This window comes from Actinoplanes sp. NPDC049802, from assembly GCF_040656595.1.
Taxonomy (GTDB): domain Bacteria; phylum Actinomycetota; class Actinomycetes; order Mycobacteriales; family Micromonosporaceae; genus Actinoplanes.
This window is the reverse complement of record NZ_JBFAMR010000025.1, coordinates 79,728-98,458: the sequence shown is the minus strand read 5'-3', so window position 1 is coordinate 98,458 and position 18,731 is coordinate 79,728. Positions and strand designations below refer to the sequence as shown.

The window sequence follows — 18,731 nt, the reverse complement described above, 5'->3', positions numbered from 1 at the left end:
CTGAACGGCATGGGCTACCGGGAGTGGGCGCCACCGGCCGCGCTGCGCGGATCGGTCGTGTGCCTGTGGAGCCGGGCCGGTTCTCCGGCGTCGTCGGAGGCGCTGGTGCTGCCGGACGGCTGCGTCGACCTGATCTGGGAGCAGGGCCGCGGCGCGTTCCTCGCCGGCCCGGACACCGGTCCGATGCCGGCCACCATTCAGGCCGGCAAGACCATTCTGGGGGTACGCCTGAGGCCGGCCGCCGGAGGCCCGCTGCTCGGGATGCCGCTGGACCCGCTGCGGAACCTCCGCGTCGACCTTCGCGATGTGCGACCGGAGGCCGCCCGGCGGCTGCCCTGCGACCTGCCACCGGACGAGGCGATGCGCCGCCTCGTCGCGATCACCGGCGGGTTCACCGAGGACCGGCCACCGGATCCGGCCATGCTGGCGGCCGCGCGGCTGCTCGACGACCCGTACACGCAGGTCCACGAGCTGAGCGCGCGCCTGGAGATGGGTGACCGCCAGTTGCGGCGGCGGTTCACCGCCGCAGTCGGGTACGGCCCCAAGACCCTGCACCGGGTGCTGCGCTTCCGCCGCTTCCTCCGCCTGCTGGACTCGGCCGGTGGCCTCGCCGAGTTCGCCGTCCGGGCCGGTTACGTGGATCAGGCCCACCTCAGCCGGGAGACCGTGGCCCTGGCCGGCCTGCCGCCCGCGGCGCTGGCCCGGACCGTCAGGACGCCGAGCACCCGGTGAGACGGGGGCACGCCCGGCGGTGAGCGTCCCCCCGTACGAGATGGCCCGTGCCGGCGGGAAAGCGGTTGACTCTCCCACGTCGTGCGGCGCCGGCTACACCCCGGCCACGCAGAACTCGTTGCCCGCCGGATCGCGCAGGACCGTCCAGCGGATCCCGTACTCGTGGTGGTCGGCCTCGTGGGTGGCGCCGAGGTCGAGCAGCCGCTTGACCTCGGCCTCCCGGTCGTCGGAGGAGAGGTCGAGGTGGCAGCGGTTCTTCGCCGCCTTCGATTCTCCGACCTGGAGGAACATCAGGGTGGGCCCGGAGTCCGTGGCCTTGATCGTGGCGTGGAAGCCATCGGCGCCGTCGTCGACCGGGCGGTCCAGCGCCCGCGACCAGAAACCGGCCAGCTCCGCGGCGTCGGGGCAGTCGAACGTGATGTTCTCAAGCTTGAGCATCATTCCTCCGTCAGTTGTAGTGGCCAGCAGATCTCGGTGCGGTAGGCGTCCTCGGGCACTCCATCGCCCGGACCCACCAGGTAGGACTCCCGGACCGCCCCGGCGATGGCCATCCCGGTTCCGGCCAGCCAGGCGCCCAGCGACCGGTATCCGGACACCATGTCGGTGTACGGGCCGACGAACTCGGTCACCGCGAACCGTCCGCCCGGCAGCAGCGTGGGGCCGTCGCCGGCGGGCACGTACGCGGTCACCGGCACCGGCTCGTCCCGGTACTCGGCGGGGAACACCGCGCCCGGCGGCCCGTTCGCCGCGACCGTCGCGAGCTGCCGGTACGCCTCCCCGAGGAATCCGGCGAAGTCGTCCTCGGCCACCTCGCGGGTGATGCTGAACGCCCGCACCGGCGGCAGCATCCGCTCGCTGACCGCGGTCGGCGTCACCATCTCCGGAGCGTCCAGCAGTTCCCCGGTGGTGCGCAGCACCCGGTCCACGTACGCGGCCCGTTCCAGCATCCGGTCGCGGTGCTCGGCCAGCAGCCGCCGGGTGACCTCCGGATCCCGGGCGGCCAGGATCTCCCGGATCGCGGCGAGCGGCACGTCCAGTTCCCGCAGGTGCCGGATCACCGCCGCGTCCCCGAACTGGGCGACCCGATAGCCCCGATACCCGGTACGCGGGTCGACGACGGCCGGTTCCAGCAGCCCCGACTCGTGGTACGCCCGCAACGTGTTCGCCGAGATCAGCGTCGCCCGGGAGAACGCACCGATCGGCAGGAGTCCGTCCATGCCGCCAAGTCTCGACCCTCACCCGGGGCGAAGGTCAAACACCGACGCCGATAGTCTGTCCGGCTGCCCGATGGAAGGTGAGAAATGTCGATGAAACGGCCTCTGCTTCCCGAGTTCTGGAGGCTGGCCTGGCGGGACGTCGATCCGGCCGGGCGGGAGTTCGATCCGGCCGCGCTTCCGGCGCTGGTGCGGTCGTTGCCGCCGGTCGCCGGGATGCCGCCTGCGGACGCCGACCCCGGCTGGTGTCGTTCTGGTTCGACCGGATGACCGCCGGCTGCCGATGCCGGCCGGCGACACGGAGCGGTGGGAACGCGCGGTCGCCCACCTGATCACCGCGGTCGGCGACCGCACCGACTACGAGTCCGCCTGGTACGGCTGCTGCATGACCGTCCTGCACTGGTTCCTGGAGGCGGCCGGCGTCGAGGAGGACCGCCGGGGAGAGCTGATCAAACATGCGGTGGGCCCGCCTGGCCGGGATGGTCCTGCACTTCATCCTGCTCAGCGAGGGGATCGAACTCGACGAGGTGGCGCCGATCCTCACCACCGTGCGCCGGGCCGACGACGCGGACGGCGCCGCCGGCCCGGCCCGGATGGTGCACGGCATCGCGGCCGCCACCGGACGACGGTGGCGGCGCGTGCGGGCCGTGGTCAGTGGCGGTGCGCCTCCTCGTGGGCCGCTGCGATCCGGTCCCACGACTTCGGCTCGGACGGGACGCTCAGCGTGCTGATCCCCAGGTCGGGGCGGCCGGGCGTGTAGAGCCACGTCCGCAGGAACGCGTCCAGGTCGACGCCGGAGATCTTCTCGGCGAGGGCCTGGAATTCCGGGGTGGTGCCGTCGCTGTCGCGGTTGGTGCTGGTCCACGCCTGGAGGATGGCGAAGAAGTCCTCGTCGCCGACGAGCCGGCGCAGGTGGTGGACGGTGAGCGCGCCCCGGTCGTAGACGGCCGGGTGGAACAGCCGGGTGGGGCCCGGGTCGCCGGGCAGCACCTGCCAGAACGGGTCGTCGGCCGGGTGGGCCACCGAGTAGACGTAGTCGGCGATCTCGTCGGTGGTGCCCTCGTTCTGGTCCTCGGACCACAGCCATTGGGCGTACGACGCGAAGCCCTCGTTGAGCCAGATGTCCTTCCACTGGCCGAGTGCCACCGAGTCGCCGAACCACTGGTGCGCGAGCTCGTGGACGACCAGCGAGTTGTTGGTGCCGCGGGTGAACGAGGCTCCGTCGTACACCGGACGGGTCTGGGTCTCCAGGGCGAAGCCCTGATCTCCGGCGCCGGTGACCACGCCGCCGCGGGCGGTGAACGGATAGGGACCGAACTTGCCGGCCGCCCAGTCGGTGATCTCGTCGCTGCGTTCCACGCTGGAGCGGGCGGCGGCCGCGGTCGCGTCGTCGAGGCGGGTGTTGTAGGCGGTCACGATCGGGCTGCCGTCCGCCGAGGTGTCCCGGTACGTGTCGAAGTCCCCGATCGCCAGGAACGCCAGATAGGTGGCCTGCGGCCGCTCCTGCCGCCACGACCAGCGGTCCCAGCCGGCGAATGCCTGCTGCGCCCACCGGGTCGGCGTGCCGTTGGAGATCGCCTCGACCCCGTCGGGCACGAGCACCGACACGTCGAAGCTCGCCTTGTCGGTGGGGTGGTCGTTGCTCGGGTACCACCACCAGGCGATCTCCGGCTCGTTGACGGCGAGCGCGCCGTCGTCGGTGCGGTTCCACGAGGTGAACCCGGCGGCCACCACTTGGGACGGGATGTCGTCGTACTGGACGACGACGGTGATCGGCGAGCCCTTGGCGATCGGGCGGGCCGGGGTGACGACGAGTTCGTGGTCGCTCTGCCGGGTGAAGCCGGCCGCCCGGTTGTTGACCCGTACCGACTGGGTGGCCAGGGCGAAGTCCAGGTTGAAGGCGGACAGGTCCTGGGTGGCGGTGGCGAGGATCGTGGTGGTGCCGGTCAGCCGGTCGGTGCCGGGGTGGTAGCGCAGCCGGATGTCGTAGTGCGCGACGTCGTAACCGCCGTTGCCGTACTCCGGGTAGTAGACGTCGCCGATGCCGGGGCTGCCTGGGGTGGGGGCGGCCTGGGCGCCGGCCTGGGCGCCGAGGACGACGGTGAGGACGGCCGCGGTGACGGCGACGGTCCTGCGGAACATGGGTCTCATCCCGGCAACGTACCAATACATCTAAAACAATCGATTAATGGCCTGGTCGGGCCCCGGCGCGGGGTACGGGACCGACCGCTAACCTCGGGGTTATCGAGGACGACCTGCGCCTGCTGCGCGCTTACGAGCCGGTGGCCCGGTTCACCGAAGGGGAGTACTTCTTCCCGGTCTCGGCCGAGCGGTATGTGAGCCGGGCCAGTCTGTGGCGTGCCCGCCCGGGGACCGGACCGGAGCAGGAGACCCCGCCCGGCGGGCTCACCCTGGACACGCTGGCCGGCGTCGGCGGCGCCGAACAGGGCCTGGACTACTCGCTGTCCGGCATCGGCGCCAACGACCGGCACGCGCACATCCCACTGCGGGAGCGGCCACCCCACCTGCGCCGGTCCAGCCGGCTGGCCTCGGTCGGCCCCACCGCCCGCCTGGTCGACGCGATGAACCGGTTCTCCCTGCTGTTCCGGGGCAGCGTGCCGGGTGGCAGCGCGGCCCAGTCGTTCCTGCTGCAACGCGACCACCTGCGGCCCGACCGGCCCACCTACTACGGCCGGGTGCTGCGCGACGACGCGTGGATCGTCTGCCAGTACTGGTACTTCTACAGCTTCAACAACTGGCGGTCGGCGTTCGGCGGCGTCAACGAGCACGAGGCCGACTGGGAGCAGGTCACCGTCTACCTCGACGGCACCGGCACGGCCGGCCCGGACGGGCTGCCCCCACCCCGCTGGGTGGTCTTCTCCGCCCACGAGGAGACCGGCGACGACCTGCGGCGGCGCTGGGACGACCCCGATCTCACCGTGCACGGCGGGCGGCATCCGGTGGTGTTCGTCGGCGCCGGCTCGCACTCCGGCGCCTACCTGCCCGGCGACTACCTGATCACCGTGAAGCCGCCGAAACTGCGCGGCCTGGTCGGGGCGCTGCGCTGGTCGGCCCGCCTGTTCGCCCCCTGGGACGACGGCCAGCCGTCGGTCGGGATCCCGTATGTCGACTACGCCCGCGGGGACGGCCGCGCCGTCGGGCCCGGCCACGACGAACCCTGGCATCCGGTCCTGATCGGCGACGGCACCCCCTGGATCCGGGACTTCCGCGGCCTGTGGGGGCGCGACACCCGCGACCGGCTCGGCGGTGAACGCGGCCCGGCCGGCCCCCGCTACAGCCGCGACGGCACGGTCCGGCACTCGTGGGCCGACCCGGTCGGCTGGGCCGGACTGGCCAAGGTCGCCCCCAACCCGGACGACGAACGCAAACTCGCCGACGTCCGCCGGCAGCGCGACCACGACCGGCTCATCACCCTCGACCAGCAGATCGCCACCCTGCGCCAGGACCTGGCCGTCGCCGCGGCCGGGCTGCCCGCCGCCTCACCGGAGGTCCGCGGCCTGCTCGCCGACGAACGCCGGCTGCACGGCCTGCGCTTGGAACGCACCCGGCTGGCCGACGAACTGGCCCGCGCCGCGAGCGCCTCCCCGCTCACCGACCACCCGCACGCCCACCTGCTGCATCGCCGCGTCCCGCTGGAGCCGGCCACCGGCGTACGCGGCCGGATCATGTCGTGGTGGGCGGTGCTGAGCACCCCGCTGATCCTGTCCGCGCTCGGTGCGGTCGCACTGCCGTTCGGTCCCTGGGGCAACGACATCGCCCTGGCCCTGCTGCTCGGCCTGCTCACCGTGGAAGGCCTGATCCGCGGCAAGTTCCTGGCCGTCCTGCTGCGGCTGCTGCTGGCCGCCGCCGCGATCGGCGCCCTGCTGCTGCTCTGGTTCGACGGCCGGTACGTGATCACCTTCACGTTCTTCGCCGCGGCGATTCTGGTGCTGCTGGTCAACACGCGCGAGGCGATGCGCAGATAGGCTCCCCGTGTGGACCAAGAAGAACGCATCGCCATGTTCCTCGACTACGAGAATCTGGCGATCGGCGCCCGTGACCACCTCGGCGGCATGACCTTCGACCTGCGCCCGGTCACCGACGCGCTGGCCGAGCGCGGCCGGGTGGTGGTGCGCAGGGCGTACGCGGACTGGTCCTTCTTCGACGAGGACCGCCGCATGCTGACCCGCTCGCACGTCGAGCTGATCGAGATCCCGCAGCGGATGGGCGCCTCCCGCAAGAACGCCGCCGACATCAAGATGGTCGTCGACGCCCTGGAGCTGGCGTTCGAGCGTGCCTACATCTCCACGTTCGTGCTCTGCACCGGCGACAGCGACTTCACCCCGCTGGTCCACAAGCTGCGCGAGCTCAACAAACGGGTGATCGGCGTCGGCGTCGAGCGCACCACGTCGGCGATGCTGCCGCCGGCTTGCGACGAGTTCCTCTTCTACGACCGCCTCGAAGGCGTCGAGATCCCGCCGGCCCGCCCGTCGCGCAGCCGCCCGGCCCCCGCCAAGACGGTCGAACGGCCGGAACCCGCGCCGGTCCCGGAAGCGGTCGTCGACACCCCGGCCCGCGACCCCGACTCGCTGGCCACGCTGGTCGCCCAGACCGTCTCCGGCCTCCAGCACAGCGCCAGCGGCACGGTCACCGCCTCCGTCCTGAAACGCACCCTGCTGCGCAAGGACCCCACGTTCAGCGAGGCCGATTACGGTTTCCGCGCCTTCGGCGAACTGCTGCGCCACCTGGCCGGCCGCAACGTCATCGAGCTCAGCGACGGCCAGGCCAAGGGCGACCCGGAGATCACGCTGCCCGAGCACGGCGATCGTGAGGCCGCGTTCGCCCTGCTCCGCACGGTGGTCGCCGAGGCCGGGCCGGTCGCCCTCTCCGGCCTCAAGAACCGGGTCCGCAAGGTCGCCCCCGACTTCAGCGAGAAGAAACTCGGCTACCGCAGCTTCCTGCAGTTCGCCAAGGCCGCCGCCACGGCCGGTGCCATCGACCTCGCCTGGAGCCCCGACACCGACGACTACCTCCTGACAAAACCCCGGTGATCGTACGGGCGAAAAAGCCCCCAACCGCAACAGAACCGCCCCGCCTGCTCCGCGCCGGCTTTCCGCACCCTCGCGGCCGTGCCGCGCCCGCCGGGCGTGAGCGATCCGTCACCCGCGGGCGGACGGTCGCGGGGCACGGCCGCGCCAGGGCGACGCCGATGTGCGCGGCCCGACCCGGCCCGTCCTTGCTTGCACCGGGCCCGCACGAGGCGCTCAACCGATTCGCGCCGATGCCGATGAGGGGTGGGTGAACGTCACCTTCACCGATCCGGCCCGCTCCGACGTCAGCCTTGACGTGCACTGCGTGTATCAGCCGTTCATCGATGTCGACAACGGGTCGGTGCTCGGCTTCGAGGCGCTCCTGCGTGGGCCCGACGGCAGGTCCCCGATGGCGCTGCTCGAAGCGGCCCGGACGGCCGGGAAGCTCGCCGAACTGGAGCGGGCCTCGCTGCTGGCGTCCCTGGGTGACGCCGCGCGGCTGTCCGGTGGGCGGCCGCTGACGCTCTTCGTCAACCTGGAGCCGACCACGCTGACCCGGCGGCTCGACGTCGTCCTCGACGCCCTCGGCTCGCGGGCCGAACACGTGCAGGTGGTCGTCGAGATCACCGAGCGGGCGCTGGCCGAGGATCTCGCCGGGGTGCTCGCCGGGGCGGAACGGCTGCGGGCCGCCGGGTGCGCCATCGCCCTCGACGACGTCGGAGTCCATCCGGAGTCGCTGGCGTTCATTCCGCTGCTGCGGCCGGAGGTGGTCAAACTCGACCTCAAACTGCTGCGTACGGTCAAGGACCCGGCGACCGTCGCCGTCGCCGGGGCGGTGCGGGCCTACGCCGAGCAGGCCGGGGCCGAGGTCGTCGCCGAGGGCATCGAGACGCCGGAGGATCTGACCCGGGCGCTGGTGCTCGGCGCCACGCTCGGGCAGGGCTGGCTGTGGAGCCGGGGAGAACGCCGGTTCCCGCCGTCGACGTTCCGGCCCGAGCGGTTCACGGCCCGGCCGATCGGCGCGGCCCTGCAGAAGACGCCGTACGAGCTGGTCGGCGCCGGCCGCCGGATCCGGCACGCGCCGAAGCATCTGCTCGTGCCACTGTCCAAGACGCTGGAGATGATGGCCGTGCAGGAGACCGTGCCACCGGTGTTGCTCGCCGCCTTCGAGCACGTCCGCTTCTTCCGGCCGACGACGATGCACCGGTTCACCGGCCTGGCGGCCCGGCTGCCGTTCGTCGCGGCGCTCGGCGTCGACATGCCCACCGAACCCGCCCCGGGCGTGCGCGGCGGCAAGCTGTCGGTTCGGGATCCACTCGCCAGCGAGTGGACCGTCGTGGTGCTGGGTGCGCACGTGTCGGCCGCGCTGATGGCCCGCGACCTGGGCGACACCGGGCCGGACCCGGACCGGCAGTTCGAGTTCGCGGTCAGCTACGACCGTACCCTGGTGACCGCTGCGGCCCATTCGTTGGTGGGCCGCCTGGCCTGACGTGTCGAGCGGTCCCGGAGAAATCCCAGCCGGTTGTCAGGGCTGTTCCGGTGCCGTTGAGACAGCGCCGACCCTGCCGGCTTATCAGTGAAGGCTCGCTCTCAGCGCATGTCCGGTCCGGCCCTGCTTTGCCAGGCCTCACGACGTGGGTGCCGGCTAGCGGAAACCGGACGTGGATCAGGGTTCCGGCGACGGCGACGGCGACGGCGACGGCGACGGCGACGGCGACGGCGACGGGCGAAAGGCGGTCGGCGGTCGGCGGTCGGCGGTCCAAGAATGGTGAAGATCGGTCCGTTGCGGTGGTTGCGCATGTGGACGGCATTGTGCTCGTCGCTGGGCAAGACCGGCGAACTGACCCGGCCGGCCGTGATGGCTCCTCGGCGATCGCCGCTGACGTGAACTTCACCGTGCGGCACCGGCCGGCTGTCATACGCAACCACCGCCACGTTCACCGGTTGGCAGCGCGGAACGTGTCCCCGTTCGGGGAGACGGCCACGGATTTCGGCTATCTGTGTTCCGCAGACGTGACACCCACTACGGGTGTCGTCACACCCACTACGGGTGTCGTGTTCTCCGAGGACACATCGCTCCGCACGCCGGCCCTCCGCCCTCCCCCACCGGACGCCAGGACGCCAGGACGCCAGGGTGCCGGGGTGCCGGGGGTGCCGGGTCGGCAGACGGCAGGGCGACAAGGCGGCGGGGTACCGGGGTGCCAGGACGCCAAGGCGCCGGGGGTGCCGGGTCGGCAGGCGGCAGGGCGACAAGGCGGCGGGGTGCCAGGGCGCCGGGACGCCAGGGCGCCGGGGTGCCGGGGTGCCGGGGCGGCGGGGCGGCGGGGTGCCGGGGGTGCCGGGGCGGCAGGGCGCCGGGACGCCGGGGTGCCGGGGTGCCGGGGCGGCGGGGCGGCGGGGTGCCGGGGTGCCGGGGCGGCAGGGCGCCGGGACGCCAGGGCGCCGGGGTGCCAGGACGCCAGGGCGCCGGGGTGCCGGGGCGGCAGGGTGCCGGGGTGCCGGTGCGCCAGGGCGCCGGGACGCCAGGGCGCCGGGGTGCCGGGGCGGCGGGGTGCCGGGGTGCCGGTGCGCCAGGGCGGCGGGGTGCCAGGACGCTGGACGCCGGGGTGCCGGTGCGCCAGGGCGGCGGGGTGCCAGGACGCCAGGGCGCCGGGTGCCGGGGCGGCGGGCAGACGGGGCCGAGCGGTTCGGCACGCATGCAGGGCCCTGCGTGGTCGCTCACGAGTGTCACAGCGGTGCTCGGGGCACACCGCGTCGGTGCGCTGTGCCCGCCCGCCCGGCGGGCGTGCAGGCAGGCGGGCGATTCGGCCAGCAGGGTCAGCACTGATGCTGATGGCCGATTGTTCTCCGTGCCTTCCCGCGGCCGGTAGGTGCCGGCCGCGGGCACATGAGGCTCTGCGTGGTCGTTCACGGGTGTCATCGCGGTGCTCGGGGCACACGATCGGTGCGCTGTGCGCGCCCACCTGGCCGGCGCGGGCGGGGCGGGGGCGAGGGCGGGCGATTGGGCAGCGGGGTCAGCGCCGCTCGGGGCCAGCCGAGCCGGGGAGATCCGTGGGGATGACTGTGACCTGCGGGTTGTCAGCGCACGCGGGCGACGGCCGGGGTGTCGGTCCAGCCGGAGCGCCAGGCCGACCAGGCCGGCGCCAAGGCCGTACCCGGGTGTGGGGTTGATGGGGTCGGGGGTCTTTGAATGTGGTGGCGCCGGGCGCCGGCCCGGGTTGTGGCGGCGGCCGTCTCCCGGCGCAGGCTGTCACGGCTCGCGGCGGCCAACTGGGCGTCGTGCCAGGCCGTCTCCTCGACGGCGGCAGCCCGCTGGTAGAGGTGCCGGCGCACCGCGGCGAACCCGCGGTGCAGCACCAGCTCCTGCTCCACCGGGTGCAGCCGTGGGTTCCAGCCGCCCTCGCCGGCGACCAGGTCGGCCAGCACCGTGGCGGGCAGGTCGCCGCGCTCGACGGCCGCGGCCGCCGCCTGATGCAGGTATTTCTCGCGATCCGCGAACTCAGCGGCGGTGCGCCGGGTGCGCGGCGTGCGGAAGGCCGCGGCGGCCCGGACCCGGTCCAGCCGCTCCTCGGCGTCCTGCCAGGCCTGCCACGCCTCGGCGGCGTCCTGCTCGGTCTGCTGCCAGTGCCGCTGCCAGCGGTCCGCGGCACTGATGGCACGGGCCGTCACGACCAGCAGCACGTCGGCGTAACGCCGCGCCTCGACCGCCTCGGCGTGCAGCCGCGCCCGGTCCTCCCGGCGCCGTCGCACCGCGGGAACCCGGAACGCGAGCAGGTGGAGCCGCCGCGCTGTGCCCGCCGCCAGCGCGGACAGGCGCGGCGGAATCCGGCGGGCCCGCCCCACCGCGACCGCCATGGCCTGCCGGGCCAGTGACGGGACCCGTCGAAGTGGGCGGATGATGCCGGCCCACAGTGTGCGGGTCAGTGGCGGGAGGCGGCGCAGGAGGTGGGCCGCGTCGGTCAGCAGGCCGCGGAGAAAGGGTCTCAGGCGTCGTGCGGTGGGCCGGCCGGCGGTGAGCAGGAGTGTGACCAGGCGCAGCGCCAGCGCCGCGAACCACCGTGCCGCCGGCGTGGGCGGCGTGGCCGGCGTGGCCGGCGTGGTGAGGTGCTGGCGCACGGACCGCCGCGACAAGGTGCGCGGCGGGTCCTTGAGCATGCGTCCGACCGTACCCGCAGGCGACGGCTACCTCATCCGCCGCAAAGGGTGATGTGAAGCATGTTGCTCAGAGCTTGGCGCCGATCGCGGCGCCGTTGGCGGGGACCAGGAAGTTCGACGACGGGATGGCGCCGTCGGCTGCGCGCGGCCCGGTGACGGCCGACTGGTCGGTGCTGAGCAGGGTCCACGTGCCGCCGATGTTCCACGAGTTGCCGGAGGCGGTGGACGAGCCGAGGGCGACCGCCGTGGCGTTGCCGACGGCCAGGTCGGCGGTCAGTCTGGTGGTGGATCCGCCGTCGACGTCGAAGCCGGTCCTCGCGTTCTTCCAGGCGGTGCTGCGGTTGATGGTGATCGCGCCGGTGTTGCCGTTGTCGGTGAAGCCGTGCGCGGCGTTGCTGAACGCGAAGGTGTTGCTGACCGCGTGCGCGGCGGCCGGGCCGGTGCCGCCGCTGCCGCCCAGCTTGAGGCCGTTGCCGTCGCCGGAGAAGCTGGGGATGCTCCACCGGTTGTAGCCGTTGCCGTACGCGACCGTGTTCTGGATCGTGATCGGCGAGGTGAACGCCCAGGCGTCGAAGCCGTCGTCGACGTTGTTCCACAGCCGGGCGCCGCGGACCACGTTGCCGGCGCCGCTGCCCTCCTTGATGCCGAGGCCGTCGGCGCTCTCGCCGTTCTTGCGCGGGTCCCGGTTGCCGTAGCTGTCCAGATTGAGGATCTGGTTGTTCGCGGACGCCCCCTGGAGCTGGAAGCCGGTCTCGTAGTTGTCGCGGGTGACGAGGCGGTCGAACGTGTTGTTGTTGCAGCCCGCGCAGTAGATCCCGTACGGGCCGTTGATGATCTCCAGGCGGACGAGCCTCCAGTGGGAGGCCTCCATGTGGACGGCGCCGCGCTGTGCGCCGGGGATCGTGGAGCCGACCGCTCCGGGCGTGTAGCCGAGAGCCTCGCCGTCGATGATCACCCGTTCACTGCCGTACGCGGTCAGCGTGTAGGGCGCGGTCGCCGTGCCGCTCTTGGTGATCTGGATGTTGGTGGTCAGCGGGTAGGTGCCGCCGCGAACCGCCACGGTGCCGCCGGCCGGGACCAGACCGATCGCCTTCTGAATTGTGGCGAGTGGCGCGGACAGCGTGCCGGCGTTGCTGTCACTGCCGTTCACTGCCACGTAGAGCGTAGTGGTGGCAGCCGATGCGGACGGAATTCCGGTGATGATTCCGGCGGCTGCGGCGAGGCCCGCGACTGCTGTGGCCAGCACATTCCGGGATTTCAAGACGATCTCCTTTCGCGGAAAAGCTGGGGATGCGGCGACGTGGGGGAATGCGCTTTCCCGCGCGGCGCAACCTACCGCAGTGTTCGAAGCGGGTCAATCCGTCATGCTTCGCGGTGGGTGCGACTGCAACATTTCTGCAAACAGAAGACATTGACTCTCCCGGAGGCGCGATTTTAGGGTCGGCGCAAGGTTTCGCGGAGGTTACGCAGCTCCGGGCGGTGCATTCCCCGATGTTTCCGCCTACATCCTCGCAACGCTGTTTCCGCACCCGTCCCCGTTCCCCCGGGAGAGTCGCCATGCACAAAGTGGGATGGCTCATGGGCGGCGCCGCGATCACCGTGCTCCTCGGCACGGTGATCGGCGGCCCCGCCCGCGCCGACGCCCTGTTCAGCGACAACTTCGACGACGGCAACGCCGACGGCTGGAGCCGCAACGGCGGCGCCTGGACGATCGTCACCGACGGCACACCCGCCTACCAGCAGACCAGCACCGGCATCAGCGCACGCGCGCTGGCCGGGGCCACCACCTGGACCGACTACGCCGTACAGGCGCGCGTGAAGATCGGCAGCGGCACGTCCGCCGGGGTGGCCGCCCGCGCCCAATCCACCAGCCAGTACTACACGCTCGTGCTCACCGGCGGCGGCGCGGCCCAGCTGCAGCGCGTCTCCGGCGGCACGGCCACCGTCCTCGCCACCACGGTCGTCGGCGGCGCCGCCGGAGCGTGGCGCACCCTCGCCCTCGACGTGCGGGGCACCACGCTCACCGGGTACGTCGACGGCGCGGCCGTCGTCCGGGCCGGCGACACCGCGTTCGCGCGGGGCAGGATCGGGCTCGTCACCTCGTACGCATCAGCGGTTTTCGACGATGTCGCGGTCGGCACGGCCGCACCGGGGCCGGGCCCGTCACCGACCTCGCCGTCACCCACCACCCCGCCGCCGCCCGGCGGCTGCGCCGTCACCGGCACCGCCACCGGCTTCGCGGCCGGAACCACCGGCGGCGCGGGCGGGCCGACCGTCCAGGTCGACACCGCCGCCGAACTGCTCGCCTCGATCGCCACGCCCGGCCCGCTCACCGTCTGCGTCGTCGGCACGATCACCCTGCCCGCCGGCATGTACGACGTCACCAGCGACAAGTCGATCGTCGGCGTCGGCTCGACCGCGGGCATCACCGGCGGCGGATTCAACATCGGTCTCCCGGTCTCGAACGTCACCACGCCGCCGGCCGGCGCGGTGCACAACGTGATCATTCAGAACCTGTCGTTCCGCAACGCCGGCGACGACTCGATCAACGTGCAGATGTTCTCCCACCACATCTGGATCGACCACAACGACCTGGCCCAGGGCTACGACGGGCTGATCGACATCAAACGCGGCTCGTCGCTGGTGACCGTGTCGTGGAACCACACCCACCACCACACCAAGAACATGCTGCTCGGCCACGACGACTCCAACGGCGCCCAGGACACCGGGCGGCTCAAGGTCACCTACCACCACAACTGGTTCGACGCGACGCCGCAGCGCAACCCGCGGGTCCGTTTCGGCGAGCCGGTGCACGTCTACAACAACTACTACTTCTACAACACCGACACCGGTGTGGCCTGCCAGAACACCGCCGGCTGCATGGTCGAGGGCAACTACTTCGAGGACGTCGAGGAGCCGGTCACCAACACCTACGCCGGACCGGCCGGCCGATGCGTCGCCCGCAACAACGTCTTCGCCGGCGAGTCCGGCGCACCCGACTGCTCCGGCGCCGTGCAGGAGCCGTCGTCCTACTACAGCTACACCCTGGACGACCCCGCCCAGGTCAAGTCGATCGTCACCGCCGGCGCCGGCGTGGGGAGGCTTTGACATGAAGGCACGAAAGGGACTCCTCGCGGCCCTCGGGGCCGGGACGGCCACCGCCGCACTGGTGCTCGGCATGATGACCGGCGCCCACGCGGCCACGCTGCTCAGCGACGACTTCGAAGACGGCGACGCGGCCGGCTGGAGCACCAACGGCGGCAGTTGGTCGGTGGCCGCCGACGGCTCCCGGGTCTACCGGCAGGGCGGCACCAGCAGCGACGCCCGGGCACTGACCGGCACCGCGACCTGGACCGACTACGCCGTCCAGGCCCGGGTCAAGCCGACCGCGTTCAACGGGAGCAACCGCTTCGCCGCGGTCCTGGCCCGGGTGCAGAGCAGCACCAGCTACTACTACCTGGCGCTGCGGTCCAACAACACCGTCGAGCTCAAGCGCCTCGACGGCGGATCGTCGACCACGCTGGACACCGCGCCGGTGGCGGTGGCGACCGGCTCCTGGTACACCCTCAAGCTGGAGGTCACCGGGTCGGCGCTGCGCGGTCACGTCAACGGCGCCCTGCTCACCGAGGCGGCCGACACCCGCTGGAGCAGCGGCCGGGCCGGTGTCGCCACCTTCTACACCAGCGCGAACTTCGACGACGTGCAGGTGAGCACCGGTGGTGCCCCGGACCCGTCCGGCTCGGTCAGCACCAGCCCGACCACCGACCCCACCGAGGAGCCGCCGCCCCCGCCGAACGTCGCCGACGGCTGGGCGTCGGTGAACGCGTGGGGCCAGAACGGCACCTCGGGCGGCACCGGCGGTCCGACCGTCACGGTCGGCACCGCGGCCGCGTTCACCGAGGCGATCGCCCGCCCCGGCCCGCTGACCGTGCGGGTGCAGGGCACCATCTCCCTGCCCGGCCCGATGCACGACGTCAGCTCCGACAAGACGATCGTCGGGGCGTCCTCCGGCGCCACCATCACCGGCGGCGGCCTGAACATCGGCCTGCCGATCGACAACGCGATCACCACGCCGCCCCCGAACGCCGTGCACAACGTGATCATCCGCAACCTGCGGTTCAGCGGCTGGCCGGACGACGCCATCAACGTGCAGATGTTCAGCCACCACATCTGGATCGACCACAACACCTGGACCACCGGGTCGGACGGCGGCGTGGACATCAAGCGCGGCTCGTCGTACGTCACCGTCTCCTACAACCACGCCGACGGCACCGACAAGAACATGCTGCTCGGCCACGACGACGGCAACGCCGCACAGGACGTCGGCCGGCTCAAGGTGACCTATCACCACAACTGGTTCGACGACACCAACCAGCGCAACCCGCGGGTCCGCTTCGGCGACCAGGTGCACGTCTACAACAACCACTACAACGACACCGGCAACTACGGCGTCGCCTCCACCGAGAACGCCGGCGTGATCGTCGAGGGCAACTCGTTCGAGAACGTCGACGACCCGTACCACCTGGGGGAGGCCTCCTCCGGCCCGGGCCGGATCGTGGCCCGCGACAACTGCCTGATCAACTCCGGAGCCGGTGAGGCCGGTGGCAGTGTCTCCCCGGTGGCGTACGCGTACACCGCCCAGCCCTGCGCCCAGGTGAAGGCGACGGTGACCGCGAGCGCGGGCGCCGGGCGCATCACGGTCCCGTAAGGAGTTCGGTATGCGCCGCAGAACACTGCTCGCCGCTGCTGCCGGAGCCGTCGCCGCACCCGCCCTCGCGGGCCGGGCGGCGGCGGCCCCGGCCGGGCCGGACGGCTTCGCCACCGTCGCCGGTCACGGCCGCGCCACCACCACCGGCGGGGCCGGCGGGCCGGTGGTCACGGTCTCCACCGCCACCGCGTTCCTCGACCACATCTCCCGGCCGGGCCCGTACGTCGTGCAGGTCTCCGGCACCATCACCCTGCCCCGCGGCACGACCGACGGCATGCACCCGGTCTCCTCCGACAAGACGATCATCGGGCTCGGCTCGACCGCCGCCCTGGTCGGCGGTGGCCTGACCATCGGACTGCCGGTCTCGTCGGCCACCACACCGCCGGCGAACGCCGTCAACAACGTGATCATCCGGAACCTCCGGTTCTCCGGCGCCTCGGACGATCTGATCAACGTGCAGATGTTCAGCCACCACATCTGGATCGACCACAACGACTTCTCCGACGGCGACGACGGGGCGGTCGACATCAAACGTGGCTCCGACCTGGTCACCGTCTCCTGGAACAGGTTCCACGACCACGACAAGACGCTGCTGCTCGGCCACGACGACGACAACGGCGCCCAGGACGCCGGCCGGCTGCGCGTCACCTACCACCACAACTATTTCGACGGCTCCGACCAGCGGCACCCGCGCGTACGGTTCGCCCCAGTGGTGCACGTCTACAACAACTACTTCCGGGACAACAGCTACGGCATCGCGTCCACCAACGACGCCAGCCTGTTCGTGGAGGGCAACTACTTCCACAGCGTCAACAACCCGGGCCGCGTCGACTTCAGCGGCCCGCTCGGGCGCATGGTGCAGCGCGACAACATCCTCGTCGACTGCAACCACGCCATCGAGGTACGCGGCACCGTGACCGACCCGCGGACCTTCTACCCGTACACGGCGGACAGTGCCGCGTCCGTGCCGACGATCGTGCCGGCCGGCGCCGGTGTGGGAAAGGTGTGATGACCATGCGCAAGCTCCTGGCCACGACCGTCGCCGCGGTCACCGCCGTGACGCTGGCCGGTGTGCCGTCCCCCGCGACGGCCGCGGCCGCCACCGCCGACGGTTTCGCCACCGGCACCACCGGAGGCGCGGCCGGCCCGACGGTCACCGTCACCACCTCCGCCCAGCTGGCCCAGTACGCGGGAGCGAACACCCCGTACACGATCCTGGTCAGCGGCCGGATCTCGGCCGGCGGCATGATCACCGTGGTCGCGAACAAGACCATCCTCGGGGTCGGGTCCACCGCCGAGATCACCGGCGGCGGCCTGCAACTCGGCACCACCACCCGGCCCGGCAACAACGTGATCATCCGCAACATCCGGTTCAGCAACGCCTCCGACGACTCGATCAGCGTCACCAACAAGGCACACCACGTGTGGATCGACCACAACGAGTTCCGTCCCGGCTACGACGGATCACTCGACATCAAACGGCAGTCCACCAACGTGACCGTCTCCTGGAACCGGTTCCTCGGCACCGACAAGACGATGCTGCTCGGGCACTCCGACAACTACACCGCCGACGTCGGCTACCTGCGGGTCACCTACCACCACAACTGGTTCGAGGGCTCCAACCAGCGGCATCCGCGGGTGCGCTTCGGTGAGCCGGTGCACGTCTACAACAACTACTACAAGAACATCGGGCTGTACGGCATCGCCTCCACCGAGAACGCCGGAGTCGTGGCCGAGGGCAACCACTTCGAGAACGTGCCCTACCCCTGTCACTCCACCGGCGGCTACGCCGAGAGCAACCCGGGCCGGCTGGTGCAGCGCGCCAACGCGTTCGTGAACTCCGGCGTCTGCGAGGCGGGCGGCGCCGTCACCGAGCCGTCCACCTTCTACCCCTACACGCTCGACCCGGCCGTCTCGGTCCCGTCGCTGGTCACCGCCGGCGCCGGAGTGGGGAGGATCTGATGCACGGCATCCTGTCCGCGTTGCTGCTGTCGTCCAGCCTCTTCGCGGCCGCGCCCGCGCCGGCCGCCGACGGCTTCGCCACCGGGACCACCGGCGGCGTGGGCGGCGCCACGGTCACCGTCGACACCACCGGCGAACTGCTCGACGCCATCGACACGGTGGGCCCACTGATCATCCAGGTGTCCGGCACCATCGCCATCACCTCCAAACAGGGGGTACGCCCGAACAAGACGATCGTCGGGCTCGGCACCAACGCCACGATCACCGGGGGCGGCTTCGACTTCTACCGCTCGTACAACGTGATCGTCCGCAACCTGACCTTCGTCGACGCCGAGGACGATGCGATAAACGTCGGCCAGCAGTCGCACCACATCTGGATCGACCACAACACGTTCGTCCGCCCGGTCGACGGGTCGATCGACATCGTGCGTGGCGCCGACCACGTCACCGTCTCGTGGAACCACTTCGCCGGCACCGACAAGAGCATGCTCATCGGCCACTCCGACGGGGCGTCCGGCACCGACGTCGGGCATCTGAAGGTCACCGTCCACCACAACTGGTTCGACGGCTCCCGGCAGCGGCATCCACGGGTCCGCTTCGGTGAACCGGTGCACGTCTACAACAACTACTTCGACGGCAACGAGCTGTACGGCGTCGCGTCCACCATGAACGCCGGCGTGGTCGTGGAAGCCAACTACTTCGCCGCGGTGCCGTACCCCTGCTACTCCACCGGCGGTTACGCCGACAGCGGGCCGGGCCGGCTGGTGCAGCGGTCCAACGTGTTCACCGCCTCCGGCACCTGCCAGGCCGGTGGGACCGTGGCGGAGCCGGGCAGCTACTACTCGTACACCCTGGATCCGGCCTCGTCGGTGCCGTCGCTGGTCCAGGCGGGAGCGGGAGCCGGCAGGATCGTTCCCTAGAATCGGGGCC

The 18,731-nt window shown here is 71.8% G+C and carries 15 protein-coding genes; 10 read left to right on the top strand and 5 right to left on the bottom strand.

Annotated elements, in window-relative coordinates:
• Positions 1–9: 9 nt before the first annotated feature.
• Positions 10–732, top strand: coding sequence for an AraC family transcriptional regulator (locus tag AB0I88_RS19315; protein WP_361025849.1), 723 nt, complete (start codon positions 10–12; stop codon positions 730–732).
• Positions 733–825: 93 nt separating this feature from the next.
• Here the strand turns inward: AB0I88_RS19315 and AB0I88_RS19310 are convergent, their stop codons facing one another.
• A complete protein-coding gene (locus AB0I88_RS19310; protein ID WP_361025846.1) occupies positions 826–1,170 on the bottom strand; it encodes a VOC family protein in 345 nt (114 codons plus the stop codon).
• A complete protein-coding gene (locus tag AB0I88_RS19305) occupies positions 1,170–1,949 on the bottom strand; it encodes a MerR family transcriptional regulator (protein WP_361025842.1) in 780 nt (259 codons plus the stop codon). The genes AB0I88_RS19310 and AB0I88_RS19305 overlap by 1 nt, the downstream gene beginning before the upstream one ends.
• A 90-nt stretch (positions 1,950–2,039) precedes the next feature.
• On the opposite strand from AB0I88_RS19305, the gene AB0I88_RS19300 reads away from it, so the two are divergent.
• A complete protein-coding gene (locus AB0I88_RS19300) occupies positions 2,040–2,216 on the top strand; it encodes a hypothetical protein (protein ID WP_361025840.1) in 177 nt (58 codons plus the stop codon).
• Between the two features lie 381 nt (positions 2,217–2,597).
• Here the strand turns inward: AB0I88_RS19300 and AB0I88_RS19295 are convergent, their stop codons facing one another.
• Positions 2,598–4,097 carry a M1 family metallopeptidase gene (locus tag AB0I88_RS19295; protein ID WP_361025837.1) on the bottom strand — a complete coding sequence of 500 codons (1,500 nt, stop codon included), beginning with the start codon at positions 4,095–4,097 and terminating at the stop codon, positions 2,598–2,600.
• A 131-nt stretch (positions 4,098–4,228) separates the two neighbouring features.
• Here AB0I88_RS19295 and AB0I88_RS19290 point away from each other — a divergent pair, with 131 nt between their 5' ends.
• The 3 genes from AB0I88_RS19290 (at position 4,229) to AB0I88_RS19280 (ending at position 8,465) form a co-directional block, all read left to right on the top strand.
• Entirely contained in the window at positions 4,229–5,932 is a 1,704-nt protein-coding gene (locus AB0I88_RS19290) for a hypothetical protein (RefSeq protein ID WP_361025834.1), read from the top strand.
• A 9-nt stretch (positions 5,933–5,941) separates the two neighbouring features.
• The gene (locus tag AB0I88_RS19285; RefSeq protein ID WP_361025831.1) at positions 5,942–6,997 is read left to right on the top strand and encodes an NYN domain-containing protein; all 1,056 of its coding nucleotides are present in this window, start codon (positions 5,942–5,944) and stop codon (positions 6,995–6,997) included.
• 247 nt (positions 6,998–7,244) lie between these two features.
• Entirely contained in the window at positions 7,245–8,465 is a 1,221-nt protein-coding gene (locus AB0I88_RS19280; protein WP_361025828.1) for an EAL domain-containing protein, read from the top strand.
• Positions 8,466–10,054: 1,589 nt separating this feature from the next.
• Here AB0I88_RS19280 and AB0I88_RS19275 read toward each other — a convergent pair.
• Together AB0I88_RS19275 and AB0I88_RS19270 are read right to left on the bottom strand one after the other, a co-directional pair.
• Complete coding sequence (locus tag AB0I88_RS19275) at positions 10,055–11,131, bottom strand: hypothetical protein (RefSeq protein WP_361025825.1); 1,077 nt, start codon at positions 11,129–11,131, stop codon at positions 10,055–10,057.
• Between the two features lie 67 nt (positions 11,132–11,198).
• On the bottom strand, positions 11,199–12,392 hold the full coding sequence (locus AB0I88_RS19270) for a right-handed parallel beta-helix repeat-containing protein (protein WP_361025822.1): 1,194 nt from the start codon (positions 12,390–12,392) through the stop codon (positions 11,199–11,201).
• A 296-nt stretch (positions 12,393–12,688) separates the two neighbouring features.
• Here AB0I88_RS19270 and AB0I88_RS19265 point away from each other — a divergent pair, with 296 nt between their 5' ends.
• From AB0I88_RS19265 to AB0I88_RS19245, 5 genes are read left to right on the top strand one after another with little or no spacing between them, the layout of a single operon-like run.
• Entirely contained in the window at positions 12,689–14,239 is a 1,551-nt protein-coding gene (locus AB0I88_RS19265; RefSeq protein WP_361025819.1) for a family 16 glycoside hydrolase, read from the top strand.
• Between the two features lies 1 nt (position 14,240).
• Positions 14,241–15,839 carry a right-handed parallel beta-helix repeat-containing protein gene (locus tag AB0I88_RS19260; protein WP_361025816.1) on the top strand — a complete coding sequence of 533 codons (1,599 nt, stop codon included), beginning with the start codon at positions 14,241–14,243 and terminating at the stop codon, positions 15,837–15,839.
• A 10-nt stretch (positions 15,840–15,849) separates the two neighbouring features.
• The gene (locus AB0I88_RS19255; protein WP_361025813.1) at positions 15,850–16,848 is read left to right on the top strand and encodes a pectate lyase; all 999 of its coding nucleotides are present in this window, start codon (positions 15,850–15,852) and stop codon (positions 16,846–16,848) included.
• Positions 16,849–16,853: 5 nt separating this feature from the next.
• A complete protein-coding gene (locus AB0I88_RS19250; RefSeq protein ID WP_361025810.1) occupies positions 16,854–17,801 on the top strand; it encodes a pectate lyase in 948 nt (315 codons plus the stop codon).
• The gene (locus tag AB0I88_RS19245) at positions 17,801–18,721 is read left to right on the top strand and encodes a pectate lyase (protein WP_361025807.1); all 921 of its coding nucleotides are present in this window, start codon (positions 17,801–17,803) and stop codon (positions 18,719–18,721) included. The genes AB0I88_RS19250 and AB0I88_RS19245 overlap by 1 nt, the downstream gene beginning before the upstream one ends.
• Positions 18,722–18,731 lie beyond the last annotated feature (10 nt).

Bases quoted from the DNA above. Each gene is read 5' to 3' on its own strand.
- AB0I88_RS19260 (WP_361025816.1), top strand. From the start codon at position 14,241: ATGAAGGCACGAAAGGGACTCCTCGCGGCCCTCGGGGCCGGGACGGCC.
- AB0I88_RS19245 (WP_361025807.1), top strand. From the start codon at position 17,801: ATGCACGGCATCCTGTCCGCGTTGCTGCTGTCGTCCAGCCTCTTCGCG.
- AB0I88_RS19305 (WP_361025842.1), bottom strand. From the start codon at position 1,949: ATGGACGGACTCCTGCCGATCGGTGCGTTCTCCCGGGCGACGCTGATC.
- AB0I88_RS19315 (WP_361025849.1), top strand. From the start codon at position 10: ATGGGCTACCGGGAGTGGGCGCCACCGGCCGCGCTGCGCGGATCGGTC.
- AB0I88_RS19300 (WP_361025840.1), top strand. From the start codon at position 2,040: ATGAAACGGCCTCTGCTTCCCGAGTTCTGGAGGCTGGCCTGGCGGGAC.
- AB0I88_RS19255 (WP_361025813.1), top strand. From the start codon at position 15,850: ATGCGCCGCAGAACACTGCTCGCCGCTGCTGCCGGAGCCGTCGCCGCA.
- AB0I88_RS19250 (WP_361025810.1), top strand. From the start codon at position 16,854: ATGCGCAAGCTCCTGGCCACGACCGTCGCCGCGGTCACCGCCGTGACG.
- AB0I88_RS19295 (WP_361025837.1), bottom strand. From the start codon at position 4,097: ATGAGACCCATGTTCCGCAGGACCGTCGCCGTCACCGCGGCCGTCCTC.
- AB0I88_RS19275 (WP_361025825.1), bottom strand. From the start codon at position 11,131: ATGCTCAAGGACCCGCCGCGCACCTTGTCGCGGCGGTCCGTGCGCCAG.
- AB0I88_RS19310 (WP_361025846.1), bottom strand. From the start codon at position 1,170: ATGCTCAAGCTTGAGAACATCACGTTCGACTGCCCCGACGCCGCGGAG.
- AB0I88_RS19265 (WP_361025819.1), top strand. From the start codon at position 12,689: ATGCACAAAGTGGGATGGCTCATGGGCGGCGCCGCGATCACCGTGCTC.